Origin of the sequence: Chimaeribacter californicus (assembly GCF_002858675.1) — a bacterium.
In the GTDB taxonomy this organism is placed as follows: domain Bacteria; phylum Pseudomonadota; class Gammaproteobacteria; order Enterobacterales; family Enterobacteriaceae; genus Chimaeribacter; species Chimaeribacter californicus.
Genome location: NZ_PJZF01000015.1, coordinates 43,588 through 59,610, shown reverse-complemented (window position 1 = coordinate 59,610; position 16,023 = coordinate 43,588). Strand labels below are relative to the sequence as shown.

Below are 16,023 nucleotides of genomic sequence, written 5' to 3'. Positions count from 1 at the left end.
TTCACGGTGTCAAAGCCTGCCCGTGGTGCGGGGTGGCAGCCTCCCGCAGGGGCCGCTCTTGTCAGGCGGAGTTAAAACAGCGCGCCCGGTGGGCGGCAGACGTTATGGTCAATCAGTACGGTCATTCAGTACGGTCATTCAGTACGGTAAGTCAGTGCACACTTATGCGCAGCGACGCGGCGGCAGCGAACGGCGCCAGCGTCATACTGCCCACCAGCATCGCCCCGAGGATCGCCAGATAGCCGTCAATCGCCATGCCGTTGGCGGCGGCCTGAATCGCCCCGCTGGCGAAAATCAGCACCGGGATCGACAGCGGCAGCACCAGCAAGCTGAGCAGCACCCCGCCCTTGCGCAGCCCGACCGTCAGCGCCGCACCAATCGCACCGATGAAGCTCAGGGTCGGCGTGCCCAGCAGCAGGGTTAAGGCCACCGCCCGCCAGGTGGTGAAATCCAGTGACAGCAGCAGCGCCACCAGCGGCGAGAGCAGCAGCAGCGGCAGCCCGGTCACCAGCCAGTGAGCGCACACTTTGCCCGCCACCGTGACCGCCAGCGGCGTCGGCAACAGCAACAGCTGTTCCAGTGAGCCGTCCAGCAGGTCATCGCGGAACAGCCGCTCCAGCGACAGCAGCGACGCCAGCAGCGCCGCCACCCAGACCACGCCGGGCGCAATGCGCGCCAGCAACTGCGGCTCGGGGCCAATCCCCAGCGGGAACAGCGTGATCACGATCAGGAAAAACCAGAGCGGATTCACAATCTCCGCCCGGTTGCGGAATGCGGTTTTCAGCTCATGCCGGATCAGGGTAATAAACATCAGGCCGGTTCCGTTTGGGTCAGGCGCAGGCGGCGTATTGCCCGGCCGGTGGCGGGCAATTCCTGATGGGTGGTCAGCAACACCATGCCGCCGCGCGCTGCCTGCTGCTCAAACTGCGCCATCAACAGGGCGACGCCCTCACGGTCAATCGCCGTCAGGGGTTCATCCAGCACCCAGAGCCGGGCCCGGCTCAGCCAGAGGCGCGCCAGCGCCACGCGCCGCTGTTGCCCGGCAGAGAGCTGCCCCACCGGCACCTCTTCATAACCCAGCAGGCCCACTTGCGCCAGTGCCTGCCAGAGGGCGTCGTAATCCGGTTTACCCGTTACCGACTGATAAAAGGCCAGATTCTCAAACGGCGTCAGCAGGGCTTTCACCCCCGGCTGATGGCCGAGAAACAGCAACTGTGCGTGAAACGCTTCCCGCACCCGCCTGACAGGCTCCCCTTGCCAGTGCACTTCCCCGCTTTCCGGCTGGGCCAGCCCGGCCAGAATACGCAGCAGCGAGGTTTTGCCCGCCCCATTCTGCCCTTCCACCTGGACAATTTCGCCTGGCGTAATGTTAAAATTTAAGTCACTGAACAGCACCCGCTCATCGCGGACGCAGCTCAGCCGCAAGGCTTCCAGCATCGGGAAACTCGTCTCTTTTATTGGGAGCGCGAATCATAACATAAGCCACAAGCCGCACGCAGCCCGCCCCGGAAGGGTTTACCTATCGTTAATACCGCTTCACCGCCATTCCCCCGCACAATGCTGCATTTTTCCTCAAAGTTAAGATTCTGTTACTTTTTTCTTTAATTGGCGTAACAGTTTGTGCCGCCCCTCCCGTGAATTGTGAAATCTTCTATGCTTAGTGAGGCGCTTTACGGCCTGCATTTTTCATTAGCCAAGATGGCTGATGGTTCACCACACTGGGAAATCACCATGAATCAACATACCGATAAAAAACGCCCACAGGGCACGCAGGATGAACACAACGTCGACAGCAAAGAGAGCGATCGCGGCACCGACATTGAAGTGGATGAGGAGAAGCTGCCGTCCCGGGCGGCGGCGGTGCATGAGCAGATCCGCATGGAGGGCGAGAAGGAGCTGGAGCGCGACGGCATGGCGCTGCTCTGGTCAGCGATTGCTGCCGGGCTGTCGATTGGCGCATCACTGATGGCAAAGGGGATTTTACACGCCCACCTGCCTGACACCCCGGCGCGCTTCTTTATTGAGAACCTCGGTTACACCTTTGGTTTTATCATCGTCATCATGGCGCGCCAGCAGCTGTTCACAGAGAACACCGTGACCGCCGTGCTGCCGATCATGCATAAACCCACGCTGAAAAACCTTGGCCTGCTGTTCCGTTTATGGGGCTGGGTGCTGCTCGGCAACGTGCTCGGCGCAGCCTGCGCCGCCCTCGCCTTCCTGTATATGCCGATTTTCGATGAGTCAGTACGCCATGCCTTTATCAGCATCAGCGAGGCGATCATGGAAAACACGCCGACGGAGATGTTCGCCAACGGCATTATCTCCGGCTGGCTGATCGCGACCATGGTCTGGATGTTCCCCTCCGCCGGGGCCGCCAAACTCTGGGTGATTGTGCTGATGACTTACCTGGTGGGCATCGGTGACCTGACGCACATTGTGGTGGGGTCGGTGGAGATTCTCTACCTGGTGTTTGCCGGGGCTATCCCCTGGCAGGAGTTCTTCTACCCGTTTGCCCTGCCGACGCTGGCCGGCAACATCATCGGCGGTACCTTTATTTTCGCGCTGATAAGCCATGCGCAGATCCGTAATGACATGAGCAACGAAGCCAAAGCGCGCCTGGAAGCCGGGCAGAAAAAGACGCAGAAAGCCGGGGAAAACGGGCAGCAGAGCCGTTAAGCCGCCACGGTAACGCCACGGATTGGCGAGGGAATAGGCAAACGGTCAGCCGGGCGCTTATTCTCAGAGCAAAAATGGGTATAATGCCCGCCGGACGGCAGCACGCCGCCCGGTTGTCCCCTTAGTTAAATGGATATAACGAGCCCCTCCTAAGGGCTAGTTGCAGGTTCGATTCCTGCAGGGGACACCATGTAACAGTTCGCCACTCTCCGTAGCCGTTCGCAAATTCCCAGTAAACCCGCACCCAGCTGTAATCGCCGTTCGCTTTCGTTCGCAGTCGCTGTAACGTCGTGCGTAAGCTGAAGGTCAGGCTGATGCTCAACACGCGCCAAAAGCGCTAAAACCTGATACCCACCACGTGTTTACTCCCGCTGCGTTAGCATTTTGGGCGGTTCTCCTCTGCCGGCCCCCTTTCTCCCCCTAAATGTTCACGGTCAGCCTAAAGGATTGCCGCCGGCGGCCGATTTGTTTTTCTGCCCTTTTTCCAGGGTAACCGACTCAATAAACGTTTAACGCGTGGGTAAATGAATCATGCTCAAGAATTTCAGTATCCGTCAAAAATTTATCGCCGCCTTTGGTGCCGTGGTTGCGGTTCTTATCATTATCTGCGCATCGTTTTATATGAACTTCTCACGGATTGTCAGTGCGAATGACTGGAACGTACACACTTACCAGGTGATCGACGAAAGCCGTGCGCTGGTAGAAAGCCTTATCAATATGGAAACCGGCTTGCGGGGCTTTGCGCTCAGCGGCGATGACGCCATGCTCGCGCCTTACACCACCGGCCAGGCCGCGTTTACCCAGCACCTCAATAAAGCCAAAGCATTGACCTCAGACAACCCGGCCCAGCAGGCGCGTCTGGACCAGTTACTGCAACAGGAACAGCAGTGGACCACTTCCTTCGCCCAGACGTTGCTGGATAACCGCCGGGCGCAGGCCACCGGTGCCATGACGCCGGAAGCGTTCCTTGCGGCCTTCCGCGCCAATACCGGTAAAGCGCAGATGGACAGCATGCGCGCGGTGATTATGGAAATCTCAGGCGAGGAGCAGTCACTGCTTGGCGCACGCCAACTGGCGGTACAATCCACCCGCACGCACACCACCCTGACCCTGGCGTTGGGTGCGCTGTTTGGCCTGGGGATTGCCATTGCACTGGGTTACCTGCTCTCCCGCGCAATCACCGCCCCGCTGCACCGGGCCGTCGCCGCCGCGCAAGCCATCGCGAAAGGGGATCTGACCTCAACGCTGGTGGCGGATTCCCGTGATGAAACCGGCATGTTGCTGGATGCTTTAGCCACCATGCAGTCGCAGCTGATCCGGGTAGTGTCTGACATCCAGACCGCCGCCTCGCTGATTGATAATGCTGCGAAAGAGGTCTCCTCCGGCAATACCGATCTCTCCAGCCGCACTGAACAGCAGGCGGCCTCGCTTGAAGAGACCTCGGCCAGCATGGAACAGCTCACCGCCACCGTGCGCCAGAACACGGCCAACGCCCAGCATGCCAGCTCGCTGGCCACCGAAGCCTCCCAGGTGGCGGTGCGGGGCGGCGATGTGGTGCAACAGGTGGTCACCACCATGTCTGCCATTGCGGAAAGCTCCAAACATGTGGTGGATATTATCGGCACCATCGAAAGCATCGCGTTCCAGACCAACATTCTGGCGCTGAATGCCGCGGTGGAAGCCGCCCGTGCCGGTGAGCAGGGGCGCGGGTTCGCCGTGGTGGCCAGTGAGGTGCGGGCGTTGGCGCAACGCAGCGCCAATGCAGCCAAAGAGATTAAGCAATTGATTGGTGCCTCGAACACCCGCGTTACCCAGGGCTCCGGGCTGGTCGCAGACGCCGGTGCCACCATGGGCGAAATTGTCAGCGCGATCCGCCGTGTCTCGGACATTATGGGTGAAATCTTTACAGCATCGGATGAGCAAGCCAACGGCATTGAGCATGTCAGCATTGCCGTGGCGCAGATGGACGAGGTCACGCAACAGAATGCGGCCCTGGTTGAGCAGGCGGCTGCAGCGGCTGTGTCACTGGAAGAGCAGGCCGATCATCTGGCAAAAACCGTCTCTGTGTTCAAAACCACCGCTGCCTGAGTCAGCACGGGAACCGGCACGCAGTAACAGGCCGGTTCCCGGTATTCAGAAAAACCCCTTTACAAAAAACCGGTGACCACATCACCTTTACGCCTGGCAACTGCCGAAATCGCTATTTTACGCAGACACACCCTAAGGAACCGGTTCCATTACTGCTTCATGCCCTGCCGGGTAATAATATTGCTATTCTTCCACGAAATTACCGGCCGTTTTCCTGCCGTTTTTATTTCTCAATTATTTTTATTCCAGCGATCAATCCGGTAATAAACGCATTAATCCAGCCGTTTTTCGGCGATTTAAAAAATAAGATTTATGCCAGGACGAAAGCGTCCTTAAAATAACTAAGGATTACGATCGGTAACAATGTTACCGGGCATCCGCGTGGCAGTGAGGGGGTGTAAACCAGAAATGTTCAGAGGGCTATACAAGGCAGGCAATACCTTTAAATAACCCTCAATGAGATAAAGGAGATTACAGAGAAGTGAAAAGAGCAGATGATATAACCGGAGAAAAGAGAAGGGATCATTGAATACAGAATACACACTATAAACACCCGACTTTTTACCGATTAATGCGGCTATTCAACCAGCCAGCTAATACTTTCATCTTTGATAAGATAATGAAACCTATGGATATCCTCTTGATTCACTTGGTGACCGCAGTCACAACACAGATAAACAGGAGATGTACCGGAAACTTCAGATTGGTCCAAAGACTCAAAATCTTCACCTCCACAATGCTGACAGATGAAGTAAAAATTATTCATGTACCTCACTCATAAAAAAGTGCCACGCGGTAATACCCGCAGTAAAGCCTGCATCCGGTGACTATAGTGTTGACATTGCTACCCTAATCAGCGACCACACGTTATCAATTTTTTCAGGGTGGATACCCGGCTATTGATTTTATCGGTGTTGCTGCCTTCATTCGGTACTGCCTCACTGAATTGCTGCCTTTCCATGGTGAAGTGTTGACACTTATTCAGAAGCACACCGCAACACGATAAACTGCGGCGATAACCTTATAAGCGTAAACAGAAACTGGGAATTTTGCCTGCCGGCTACGCCGGTGTTGTTTTTTCAGCACGGCAAGGATTAAAAAATTTCATCATGATTTTGGCAAGTGGGGTTAACTCCGCCATAAATCGTCAGGAAATTCTGCTCCTGGACAGCGCTTCACCACTAAGCCCCCTATTTTATACACACTCAAGGCGTTAGTTTTAATTAAAATTCATAATATTTTTAACACAGCATGAGTGCTGCTTCACCGGTAATGGGTTGCATTACAATGAGTAGAGACATAATCCAAATGTTAAAACCATTAAATCAACTTATAAGTCACATCTATAATTATATTTTTCCTATATATAAAACTGGGCTTAAGCGGCACTTTAACCACAAAAGCGGCAGTAAGGCCAAAATTTGTGGCTGCGTGGCTAAAGTTTTCCCTGCCGGGGCCGATATCCGGGATATCTGCTCTCAGCGAGGCAACCACTATGATGAGCCGCCGCATAACCTGGCTTGGCATTTTTACCTTTTGTGTTCTGTTCTGGGCATTGGTCTTCTCCCTGTTTTAACCCCACCACCGGAAAACCGGGCAGGCCGGGTTATTACGCAGGTTTTCGCCAGCGCCATGTTCCGCCGTGGTTACCGGGATGATGGCGGGCGGCATTCGTTTTCAGAGGTAGCGAAGTGAAATATTTAATGATGGGTCTGTCGTTTATGATGGCGGTCTGGCTGGGCGCGTTTGCAATGCTGATGCAGTAAGGCCGTCAGGCGGTAAGCCGCTGATGCGACACAAAAAAAGGGCGCTTTCGCGCCCTTTTTGTTTGCCCGGAAGACTTAACCGGCCGCCTCGTTGCTTTTGGCGGGGGTGGTCAGCAGGCCATCGGCCCGGAACATCGCTTTGAGGCCGCGTATCGCCTGGCGGATGCGGTCCTGGTTTTCAATCAGGGCAAAGCGCACGTGGGTGTCCCCGTAGTCACCAAAGCCGATGCCGGGCGACACACAGACTTTCGCCTCGGCCAGCAATTTTTTGGCAAACTCCAACGACCCAAGGTGGGCGTAGGCGGCCGGGATTTTCGCCCAGACGTACATTGAGGCTTTCGGGTTTTCCACCATCCAGCCCGCCTCATGCAGCCCTTTCACCAACACATTGCGCCGCTGGCGGTACTGCTCGGCGATATCGCGCACGCACTGCTGATCCCCTTCCAGCGCGGCGATGGCGGCCACCTGCAATGGGGTGAAGGTGCCGTAGTCATGGTAGCTTTTGATGCGCGCCAGCGCGCTGACCAGCTCCGGGTTGCCGACCATAAAGCCGATGCGCCAGCCCGCCATGTTGTAGCTTTTGGAGAGCGTGAAGAATTCCACCGCGATATCTTTCGCGCCCGGCACCTGCATGATAGACGGCGCTTTCCAGCCATCATACACGATGTCAGCGTAGGCCAGGTCATGCACCACCAGCACGTCATACTGCTTCGCCAGCGCCACCACCCGCTCAAAGAAATCCAGCTCCACGCACTGCGCGGTCGGGTTGGACGGGAAGCCCAGAATCATCATTTTTGGCCGGGGAATCGACTCACGGATCGCCTTTTCCAGCTCGGCGAAGAAATCGACGCCTTCCGCCAGCGGCACGGAGCGCACCTGCGCCCCGGCAATCACCGCCCCGTAGATATGGATCGGGTAGCTGGGGTTCGGCACCAGCACGGTGTCGCCGTGGTCCAGCGTCGCCAGCATCAGGTGCGCCAGTCCCTCTTTCGAGCCGATGGTCACAATCGCTTCGCTTTCCGGGTCAATCTCCACCTGGTAGCGGTCAGCGTACCAGCGGGAAATGGCGCGGCGCAGGCGCGGGATGCCGCGTGAGGTGGAGTAGCCGTGGGTATCCTCACGCTGGGCGACGGTGCAGAGCTTTTCCACAATATGCGGCGGCGTGGGGCCATCCGGGTTGCCCATGCTGAAGTCAATGATGTCTTCACCGCGGCGACGGGCGGCCATTTTCAGTTCGGCAGTGATATTAAACACATACGGGGGGAGACGTTCAATGCGGGTAAAACGGCGTAATGCACGGGGTTCAGCCATGGTGTCCTCAATGTCACGTTAGCGCCCGGACCGTCCGAGCGACGTTGACCGCGTTACGGTCGAAAGATGACCTTATCGCAGCGAAAAGCAGCTGTCGAGATAACTGCAACTTATTTTTTACATTTACGTCACTTATCTATAAAAATTTTTTATCGATCTTTTTTTTGATCAGGCCCTGATAAACCCCTTTCCTGTGCCGAATCCCCCGCTATTAAGCACGGTTGACCCGCGCCAGCAGCCAGTCACTTTCCCACTCTCCGGCCAGTTGGTAGTTGTCCCGCAAGGTGCCTTCCCACTCAAAGTCGCACTTTTCCAGCACCCGGCGTGATGCCCGGTTGCCTTCGACCACCAGCGCTTTCAGGCGATGGAAGCCACAGGTATCAAACGCAAAGTCGCACACCGCGGCCAGCGCCTCGCTGGCGTACCCCTGCCCCTGCGCCTCCGGCAGCATCATGTACCCCATTTCGGCCTGGCGGAACGGCTCCCACTCCGGCAGAAAACCGGTGACGCCCAGTGCTGCCCCACGCGCTTTTTCGCGGATTACCAGGCAGAGCCAGTGGTGGCTGGTTTTATCCCAGGCCGGTAGCCGCGCCTCAAACTGGGCGCGGATCGCCGCTTCACTGCGCGGGTCCGCCACGAACGCCATCACACGCGGGTCTTGTTGCAATCGCAGAAACAGCGGCCAGTCCGCTTCCGTCATGGTCTGCAAGGTGAGCCTGGGGGTCATCAGGTGCATCGTCATCTCCTGGGAAATTTACTTCATATGAAAAAGAGGAACTTTCATTTGAAAGTACATCCCTTTTCTTTCGTTATAATGCGGCTCATAATGGTTAACAGTTGTACTACACAAACAAAACAACTCTGCCTGTCACCCCCTACCCTGGAGATCAGCTTATGGCCGCCCTGACCCTTGATAACATTCCCGATGCCATCCGAAAAGTCAAACAACAGCTTCGCCGCGATCTGCCTGATTACACGCAGGTTTTTCAGGAAGTTGAGCAGGAAATCCGCCAACAGGTCGCCGCCATCCGTGACGAACTGGCGCGCGGCGAAAACCCGGTACCGCAATTGGACGCCGACGATATTTTGCAGGGCCGCGTCAGTGAGCAGCAGAAAGCGCTGATCCGCCAGCGCGGTGCCTGCGCCATCCGTGGGGTATTCCCGCGGGAAAAAGCGCAGCGCTGGAACCAGATGATCGGCGACTATCTGGAGGGCAACAACTTTGTTGAGCGGTTGAAAAACGCCGCAGAAGACAACTATTTCGGCACGCTGGCCGCCAGCAAGCCGCAGATTTACGGTATCTACTGGTCGCAGCCGCAGGTGGAGGCGCGCCAGGATGCGCGGATGAAAGCGGTGCAGGTGTTCCTGAACCGGTTGTGGGAGTCGGAAAGTCACGGGAAACAGCATTTCGACCCTGACCGGGTGGTGAGTTACGCTGACCGTACCCGCCGCCGCCCGCCGCGCTCCTCGTCGCTGGGGCTGTCACCGCATGTGGACGGCGGATCGCTGGAGCGCTGGCTGGATGAGAATTTCCGCCATGTCTACCGCCATGTGTTCGCCGGGAACTGGCGCGACTATAACCCGTTTGCCGCAGAAGGGCGGCCGGAGGTGCGTGAGTTCCCCTCCCCGGCGGTCTGCTCGATGTTCCGTACCTTCCAGGGCTGGACGGCGCTGACGCCGCAACGCACCCACGCCGGGACGCTGAACCTGATCCCGATCGCCAATGCCATGGCTTATGTGCTGTTGCGGGCCTTGCAGGACGATGTGCCGGAGGACAACCTGTGTGATGCCGCGCCGGGCCGCGCGCTGTCGATCTCTGAGCAGTGGCACCCGCTGTTGCTGGAAGCGGTTTCACCTATCCCCGATCTTGAGCCGGGCGACACGGTGTTCTGGCACTGTGACGTAATCCACGCGGTGGAAAATGAGCACAACGGCGAGTTTGACAGCAATGTGATGTATATCGCCGCTGCGCCGTGGTGTGAGAAAAATGCCGCCTATCTGCCGAAACAGGCGGCGAGTTTCCTCGACGGCCGCTCACCGCCCGATTTTGCCGCCGATGATTTTGAGGTCGATTTCACCGGCCGCGCCACGGCTGACGATCTCACCCCGGCCGGGCGGGCGCAAATGGGGATCGACGCGTCGCTTACCTGTTAATTCCCTGTAAACGCTAAGGCCACCGGTGCTGGTACCCCCGGTGGCTTTTCTTTATAGTGAAAGCCCGTGATATGGCACAGGATGCCTGTTGTGCATGTGATGTTCGAAAATTCGGTGTTTGAGATGCTGCTGGCGGTGTTTGACCGCGCCGCGCTGATGTTGATCTGCCTGTTCTTCCTGACCCGTACCCGCCCGTTCCGCCAGCTGTTGCAAAAAGAGCAGCACACGCCGCGTGAACTGGCGGCGGTGACCGCCATCTTCTCCCTGTTTGCGCTGTTCAGCACCTATTCCGGCATCAATGTGGAAGGTTCGCTGGTCAACGTGCGGGTGATCGCCGTGATGTCCGGCGGCATCCTGTTCGGGCCGTGGGTCGGCATCATTACCGGGGTGATTGCCGGGGTACATCGCTACGCGATTGATATGCATGGCATTACCGCCATCCCATGCCTTATCACCAGCGTGATTGCCGGGGTGCTCTCCGGCATTATCCACCAGCGGGTGCTGAAGGAGAAACGCTGGTCGGTGGGGATTGCCGCCGGGATGGCCTGTGAATCGCTCACCATGCTGCTGGTGGTGGTGTGGGCGCAGCCGCTGTCGCTGGGGCTGGAGATTGTCTCAAAAATTGCCGTGCCGATGATCCTCGGCGCCACCTGCATCGGGCTGATTGTGCTGCTGGTGCAGAGCGTGGAGGATGAAAAAGAGGTGATCGCCGCCCGCCAGGCCCGGCTGGCGCTGGACATCGCCAACAAGACCCTGCCCTATTTCCGCAATATCAACCACGCCTCGCTGACCACCATTTGCGACATTATCCGCCTTGATATCAAAGCCGATGCGGTGGCGATCACCGACACGAAAAATATCCTCGCCTATGTCGGCACCGGCGCGGAGCAGTACAACATCGGCCATGAGATCATCAGCGAGATGACCAAAGAGACGCTGCGGCGCGGCAAGATCACCATCAAGAACAACGATGAGATGCACCGCACGCCGCAGATCCACTCGCTGATCATCATTCCGCTATGGGAAAAAGGGGAAGTCACCGGCTCGCTGAAGATCTACTACTGCCGCGCCCACAAGATCACCTATTCGCTGAAGGTGATGGCGGTCGGGCTGTCGCAGATGATCTCAACCCAGATGGAGGTCTCCCGCACTGAACAATTACGGGAGATGGCCAACAAAGCGGAGATGCGGGCGCTGCAAAGCAAAATTAACCCGCACTTCCTGTTTAACGCGCTGAACGCCATCTCCTCCTCGATCCGCATCAACCCGGACACCGCCCGCCAGCTGATCATTAACCTGTCGCGCTACCTGCGTTACAACCTCGAGCTGAACGACGAGCTGATCGACCTGCGCAAGGAGCTGCATCAGGTGCAGGATTACATCGCCATTGAGCAGGCGCGCTTCGGCAGCAAACTCACGGTGCTGTATGACGTGGATGAGGAGATCGCGGTGCCGATCCCGAGCCTGCTGATCCAGCCGCTGGTGGAGAACGCGATTGTGCACGGCATCCAGCCCTGCCGCGGCAAAGGGGTGGTATCGATCAGCGTGAAACACGTGGGCGAGCGCATCTGCGTGGCGGTGCAGGACACCGGCCACGGCATCAATCAGGAGACCATCGACCGGGTGGCGCGCAATGAGATGCCGGGCAATAAAATCGGGTTGCTGAACGTCCACCACCGCGTGTCGCTGCTGTATGGCGAAGGGTTGCAGATCCGCCGGCTGGAGCCGGGCACGGAGATCGCGTTCTTTATTACCAAAGACGGCGGCAAGCACCACGCCGCGCTGGCCTGATGCCAGGCTTTTTGCTGGGGAGAGATCGTGAAAGCCATTATTGTTGAGGACGAGTTCCTGGCTCAGGAGGAGCTGAAATACCTGATTAACGCCCACAGCAGCATCCAGCTGGAGGGCAGCTTCGACGACGGGCTGGATGTGCTGAAATACCTGCAACACCACCAGGTGGATGCCATTTTCCTCGACATCAATATCCCGTCGCTGGACGGGGTGCTGCTGGCGCAGAACATCAGCAAATTTGCCCACCGGCCTTACATTATTTTCATCACTGCCTACAAAGAGCACGCCGCCGAGGCGTTTGAGATCGAGGCCTTTGACTACATCCTCAAGCCTTACCATGAGGCGCGCATCGTCACCATGCTGCAAAAGCTGGAGGCGCATTTCCGCCGTGACCGGCAGGCAGGCGGTGACCAGCCGGTACCGGCGCGCCACAGCCACAGCATCAACCTGATCAAAGATGAGCGCATCATCGTCACGGACATCAATGACATCTACTACGCCGCCGCGCAGGAGAAGGTGACGCTGGTCTATACCCGGCGGGAGGCGTTCACCATGCCGATGAATATCACGGAATTTTGCAGCCGCCTGCCGGATGAGTTCTTTTTCCGCTGCCACCGCTCCTACTGTGTGAACCTGGCGAAAATCCGCGAAATTGTGCCGTGGTTCAATAACACCTACATCCTGCGGCTCAGTGATTTACCCTTTGAAGTGCCGGTAAGCCGCAGCAAGGTCAAAGAATTCCGGCAACTGATGCGCATCTGAGTGCATTTCATTCCGCCCTGGCGGCATCTCATTCCCGATTCGAACTATGGCTGGAAAGCCGCCCGTATACTGGCTTCAGTGGGCGGGCCGGATCCCCTCACCTGAGTGCTTCCGGCCTGTAAAATTTGGCCCAGCGGGCCATGTGTGCGTATCAGGAGGCCGGAATGAACAGCAGTAAACCGGTAAGTCGCGGGTTGATCGTCATGGGTACTATCATCGTGCAGATGGGGCTGGGCACCATTTACACCTGGAGCCTGTTTAACCAGCCTCTGGTGGAGAAATTCCACTGGGCGCTGGGCGATGTGGCTACCACCTTTTCCATCACCAGTTTCTCCCTTGCCATCGCCACGCTGTTTGCCGGGCGGCTACAGGAGCGCCTCGGCATCCGCCGCCTGACGCTGCTGGCCGGCCTGCTGCTGGGCTGCGGGCTTATCGCCAGCGCGTATGCCACCTCGCTCACCCAGTTCTACCTGCTGGCCGGTGTGGTGGTTGGCTTCGCCGACGGCACCGCCTACATCACCACCCTCTCCAACCTGATTAAGTGGTTCCCGGAACGCAAAGGGCTTATCTCCGGTGTGTCGGTGGGCGCCTTCGGCACCGGCAGCCTGCTGTTTAAATATGTGAATGCGGCGCTGATTGCGCAGGCGGGTGTGTCACAGGCGTTCCTTTACTGGGGCGTGATTGTGACGGCGCTGATCGCTGCCGGCTCCCTGCTGCTGAAAGAGAAAAAGGTTCCGGCGGCCTCTGCCCAGCAGGCGCAAACCGGGAAGCCCGATTTCAGCGTCGCACAGATGCTGAGAACCAAGGAAGCCTACCTGCTGTTCCTGATTTTCTTCACCGCCTGTATGAGCGGGCTGTACCTGATTGGGATTGTGAAAGACATCGGGGTGCAGCTGGCAGGGATGGACCTGGCGACGGCGGCCAATACCGTCTCGGCGATTGCTATTTTCAACACCGCCGGGCGGATCATCCTCGGGGCGCTGTCAGATAAGGTTGGCCGGATGCGGGTGATCAGTTTCACCCTGCTGGTGACTACGCTGGCGGTGGCGACGCTGAGCTTTATGTCGCTCACCTCTTCGCTGTTCTTTATCTGCGTGGGGGCCATCGCCTTCTGCTTCGGCGGCAATATCACCGTGTTCCCGGCGATTGTCGGTGACTTCTTCGGCCTGCGTAACCACAGCAAAAACTACGGACTGGTGTATCAGGGCTTTGGCCTGGGCGCGCTGGCTGGCTCCTTTGTTGCGGCGCACTTCGGCGGCTTCCACACCACCTTCCTGGTGATTGGCGCGATGTCAGTGCTCTCTTTGCTGATCACCCTGATGATCAAGCCGCCGCTGGGCGACACCACCGGCTCCGCTGCCGCCCTGCATGCCCGTCAGCATGCCTGACAAAAAAACCTGACAGAAACAGCGGGCGTAAAAAAAGCAGAGCCACCCGGCTCTGCTTTTTTATGGGGCAAACCCGCTTACAGGATCACGCCCAGCGACTGGCGCAGGTGCGCACCGGCACCCAGCAGGCCCGGTTGCTCATGGGTGATCATATAAACCGGGATATCGACCAGGTAATCTTTGAACCGCCCTTTGTCTTCAAACGCGGCACGGAAACCGGACGCCTTAAAGAACTCCAGGAAACGCGGCACAATACCGCCGGCGATGTACACACCGCCAAAGGTGCCGAGGTTCAGCGCCAGGTTGCCGCCAAAACGGCCCATGATCACGCAGAACAGGGACAGGGCGCGGCGGCAGTCGATGCAGGTGTCTTCCAGCGCACGCTCAGTGACGTCTTTCGGTTGCAGGTTCTCCGGCAGGCGTTCGTCAGCTTTGACGATCGCACGGTAGAGGTTCACCAGCCCCGGCCCGGAGAGCACGCGCTCAGCGGAAACGTGGCCCAGCTCGGTGCGCAGCTGCTCGAGGATGATGTCTTCTTCCACGCTGTTCGGCGCGAAATCCACATGGCCACCCTCGCCCGGCAGGCTCAGCCAGCGGTTGCCGGCATGCACCAGATGCGCAACGCCAAGCCCGGTACCCGCGCCGTAGATGGCGATAGGTTTGCCGTGCTGCGCTTTTTTACCGCCGAATTGCAGTACATCCTGCTCACCGAGCATCGGGATCGCCATCGATACCGCGGTAAAGTCATTGATGATTTCGAGGTGGCTGAACCCCAGGTTCTGTTTCATCTCCGCAATAGAGAACGCCCAGGTGTGGTTGGTCATCGCGACCCAGTCACCGGTAATCGGGCAGGCAATGGCGATGCAGCCATCCTCTACCACCGCTTCCGGATGTTCTGCCAGATAATGGCGGACCACGGCCTCCAGGCTCTCAAACTCCAGGCCGGAAAAGGTCTTGGCCTGTGAGATCTCACCCGTCTCCAGTGCACATAGCGCCAGACGGGCATTGGTGCCTCCCACATCGCCCACCAGGGAATATTTGTTCATTGAGGATGCTTCTCCACGAAAAGGAATGTTATTAGCTGCGCACACTGTAAATTTACCCCTGCAAAACAACAATGCCGGGGGGTCAGCCTCCGGCTTTTTAGTGATCTCGATCACAAAAATAAGTTTCTACTTTCGTTTACGGGCGAAAGTGTCACCACTTTGCCGGCACGCTGCCCGGCATTTTCCGGGTTTTATCACGTGCACAGGGGCTGCTCCAGCCCGTTGACCGCCTATCCTATACTGCTTCGGTGACAATGGATCAGGCTTGTGGCGATTGCAGCGATAATTAGGAATTTACGACATCCTTTTGTGGGTGGAACCCAGGCGCAGGCATCCCAGCCATTACGCCAGCGCGAAACGGGCAGCCGCGGCAGCGTGCAGGGCGGTGGTGTCAAAAACCGGTACCTGGGCATCCTGCGGCCCCACCAGCAACGCGATTTCGGTACAGCCCAGGATGATGCCGCCCGCGCCCTGGCTTTCCAGCCGGTGCATGATGCGGCGGTAAGCGTCGCGCGACGCTTCACGGATAATCCCGAGGCAGAGTTCGTCATAGATGATGCGGTGAACGGTGTCGCGGTCTGCCTCGTCCGGCACGATGACCTCCATGCCAAACTGTTGCGCCAGCCGCCCTTTGTAGAAATCCTGTTCCATGGTAAAGCGGGTGCCGAGCAGCGCCACACGGCGGATGCCCTGTTGCTGCACCGCCTGCGCGGTGGTATCCGCTATATGCAGCAGCGGCAGGCCGCCAATGCGCTCAATATCCTCCGCGACCTTGTGCATGGTGTTGGTACAGAGCACGATCACCTCCGCCCCGGCGCGGCGCAAAGCAGCAGCGGCATCACCTAATATCTGCCCCGCCTCCTGCCAGGCGCCCTGCATCTGTAACTGCTCGATACGGGCGAAATCCACGCTGTAGAGCACCAGTTGCGCGGAATGCAGGCCGCCCAGTTGCTGCTTAACCTGCTCATTGATCATGCGGTAGTACGGCACGGTGGATTCCCAGCTCATGCCGCCAATCAGCCCCAGTGTTTTCATCAGCGT

The 16,023-nt window shown here is 57.9% G+C and carries 13 protein-coding genes and 1 tRNA gene; 8 read left to right on the top strand and 6 right to left on the bottom strand.

Going from position 1 to position 16,023, the window contains the following annotated elements:
- Positions 1 to 151 precede the first annotated feature (151 nt).
- Positions 152 to 811, bottom strand: a complete 660-nt coding sequence (gene ccmB / locus CYR55_RS16075; protein ID WP_101817375.1) for a heme exporter protein CcmB — start codon at positions 809 to 811, stop codon at positions 152 to 154.
- Entirely contained in the window at positions 811 to 1,437 is a 627-nt protein-coding gene (gene ccmA / locus CYR55_RS16070) for a cytochrome c biogenesis heme-transporting ATPase CcmA (protein ID WP_101817374.1), read from the bottom strand. The genes ccmB and ccmA overlap by 1 nt, the downstream gene beginning before the upstream one ends.
- A 294-nt stretch (positions 1,438 to 1,731) precedes the next feature.
- Between ccmA and CYR55_RS16065 the strand changes: the two genes are divergently transcribed.
- The 4 genes from CYR55_RS16065 to CYR55_RS23365 all read left to right on the top strand — a co-directional run bounded on the left by CYR55_RS16065 (position 1,732) and on the right by CYR55_RS23365 (position 6,459).
- Positions 1,732 to 2,676: a formate/nitrite transporter family protein gene (locus CYR55_RS16065; protein ID WP_101817434.1), complete on the top strand. Its 945-nt coding sequence runs from the start codon at positions 1,732 to 1,734 to the stop codon at positions 2,674 to 2,676.
- A 115-nt stretch (positions 2,677 to 2,791) separates the two neighbouring features.
- Positions 2,792 to 2,866 (top strand) — tRNA-Arg (locus tag CYR55_RS16060).
- Positions 2,867 to 3,207: 341 nt separating this feature from the next.
- Complete coding sequence (locus CYR55_RS16055; RefSeq protein ID WP_101817373.1) at positions 3,208 to 4,764, top strand: methyl-accepting chemotaxis protein; 1,557 nt, start codon at positions 3,208 to 3,210, stop codon at positions 4,762 to 4,764.
- Between the two features lie 1,308 nt (positions 4,765 to 6,072).
- Entirely contained in the window at positions 6,073 to 6,459 is a 387-nt protein-coding gene (locus tag CYR55_RS23365) for a hypothetical protein (RefSeq protein WP_146000994.1), read from the top strand.
- A gap of 146 nt (positions 6,460 to 6,605) precedes the next feature.
- Here CYR55_RS23365 and alaC read toward each other — a convergent pair whose 3' ends face one another.
- Positions 6,606 to 7,841, bottom strand: a complete 1,236-nt coding sequence (gene alaC / locus CYR55_RS16040; protein ID WP_101817371.1) for an alanine transaminase — start codon at positions 7,839 to 7,841, stop codon at positions 6,606 to 6,608.
- A gap of 211 nt (positions 7,842 to 8,052) precedes the next feature.
- A complete protein-coding gene (locus CYR55_RS16035) occupies positions 8,053 to 8,577 on the bottom strand; it encodes a GNAT family N-acetyltransferase (RefSeq protein WP_101817370.1) in 525 nt (174 codons plus the stop codon).
- A 158-nt stretch (positions 8,578 to 8,735) separates the two neighbouring features.
- On the opposite strand from CYR55_RS16035, the gene CYR55_RS16030 reads away from it, so the two are divergent.
- From CYR55_RS16030 to CYR55_RS16015, 4 genes are all read left to right on the top strand, one after another.
- Positions 8,736 to 9,995 carry a DUF1479 domain-containing protein gene (locus CYR55_RS16030; RefSeq protein WP_101817369.1) on the top strand — a complete coding sequence of 420 codons (1,260 nt, stop codon included), beginning with the start codon at positions 8,736 to 8,738 and terminating at the stop codon, positions 9,993 to 9,995.
- Between the two features lie 99 nt (positions 9,996 to 10,094).
- Positions 10,095 to 11,786 carry a sensor histidine kinase gene (locus CYR55_RS16025; protein ID WP_101817432.1) on the top strand — a complete coding sequence of 564 codons (1,692 nt, stop codon included), beginning with the start codon at positions 10,095 to 10,097 and terminating at the stop codon, positions 11,784 to 11,786.
- Positions 11,787 to 11,813: 27 nt separating this feature from the next.
- Entirely contained in the window at positions 11,814 to 12,548 is a 735-nt protein-coding gene (locus CYR55_RS16020) for a LytR/AlgR family response regulator transcription factor (RefSeq protein WP_101817368.1), read from the top strand.
- A 164-nt stretch (positions 12,549 to 12,712) separates the two neighbouring features.
- Entirely contained in the window at positions 12,713 to 13,936 is a 1,224-nt protein-coding gene (locus CYR55_RS16015) for an L-lactate MFS transporter (RefSeq protein WP_101817367.1), read from the top strand.
- Positions 13,937 to 14,013: 77 nt separating this feature from the next.
- Here the strand turns inward: CYR55_RS16015 and glk are convergent, their stop codons facing one another.
- Positions 14,014 to 14,982: a glucokinase gene (gene glk, locus CYR55_RS16010; RefSeq protein ID WP_101817366.1), complete on the bottom strand. Its 969-nt coding sequence runs from the start codon at positions 14,980 to 14,982 to the stop codon at positions 14,014 to 14,016.
- Between the two features lie 342 nt (positions 14,983 to 15,324).
- Positions 15,325 to 16,017, bottom strand: a complete 693-nt coding sequence (locus CYR55_RS16005; protein WP_101817365.1) for an aspartate/glutamate racemase family protein — start codon at positions 16,015 to 16,017, stop codon at positions 15,325 to 15,327.
- Positions 16,018 to 16,023: the final 6 nt, after the last annotated feature.

Coding starts and splice junctions, on each gene's coding strand:
- ccmB (WP_101817375.1), bottom strand. CDS start 811: ATGTTTATTACCCTGATCCGGCATGAGCTGAAAACCGCATTCCGCAAC.
- ccmA (WP_101817374.1), bottom strand. CDS start 1,437: ATGCTGGAAGCCTTGCGGCTGAGCTGCGTCCGCGATGAGCGGGTGCTG.
- CYR55_RS16065 (WP_101817434.1), top strand. CDS start 1,732: ATGAATCAACATACCGATAAAAAACGCCCACAGGGCACGCAGGATGAA.
- CYR55_RS16055 (WP_101817373.1), top strand. CDS start 3,208: ATGCTCAAGAATTTCAGTATCCGTCAAAAATTTATCGCCGCCTTTGGT.
- CYR55_RS23365 (WP_146000994.1), top strand. CDS start 6,073: ATGTTAAAACCATTAAATCAACTTATAAGTCACATCTATAATTATATT.
- alaC (WP_101817371.1), bottom strand. CDS start 7,841: ATGGCTGAACCCCGTGCATTACGCCGTTTTACCCGCATTGAACGTCTC.
- CYR55_RS16035 (WP_101817370.1), bottom strand. CDS start 8,577: ATGCACCTGATGACCCCCAGGCTCACCTTGCAGACCATGACGGAAGCG.
- CYR55_RS16030 (WP_101817369.1), top strand. CDS start 8,736: ATGGCCGCCCTGACCCTTGATAACATTCCCGATGCCATCCGAAAAGTC.
- CYR55_RS16025 (WP_101817432.1), top strand. CDS start 10,095: ATGTTCGAAAATTCGGTGTTTGAGATGCTGCTGGCGGTGTTTGACCGC.
- CYR55_RS16015 (WP_101817367.1), top strand. CDS start 12,713: ATGAACAGCAGTAAACCGGTAAGTCGCGGGTTGATCGTCATGGGTACT.
- glk (WP_101817366.1), bottom strand. CDS start 14,982: ATGAACAAATATTCCCTGGTGGGCGATGTGGGAGGCACCAATGCCCGT.
- CYR55_RS16005 (WP_101817365.1), bottom strand. CDS start 16,017: ATGAAAACACTGGGGCTGATTGGCGGCATGAGCTGGGAATCCACCGTG.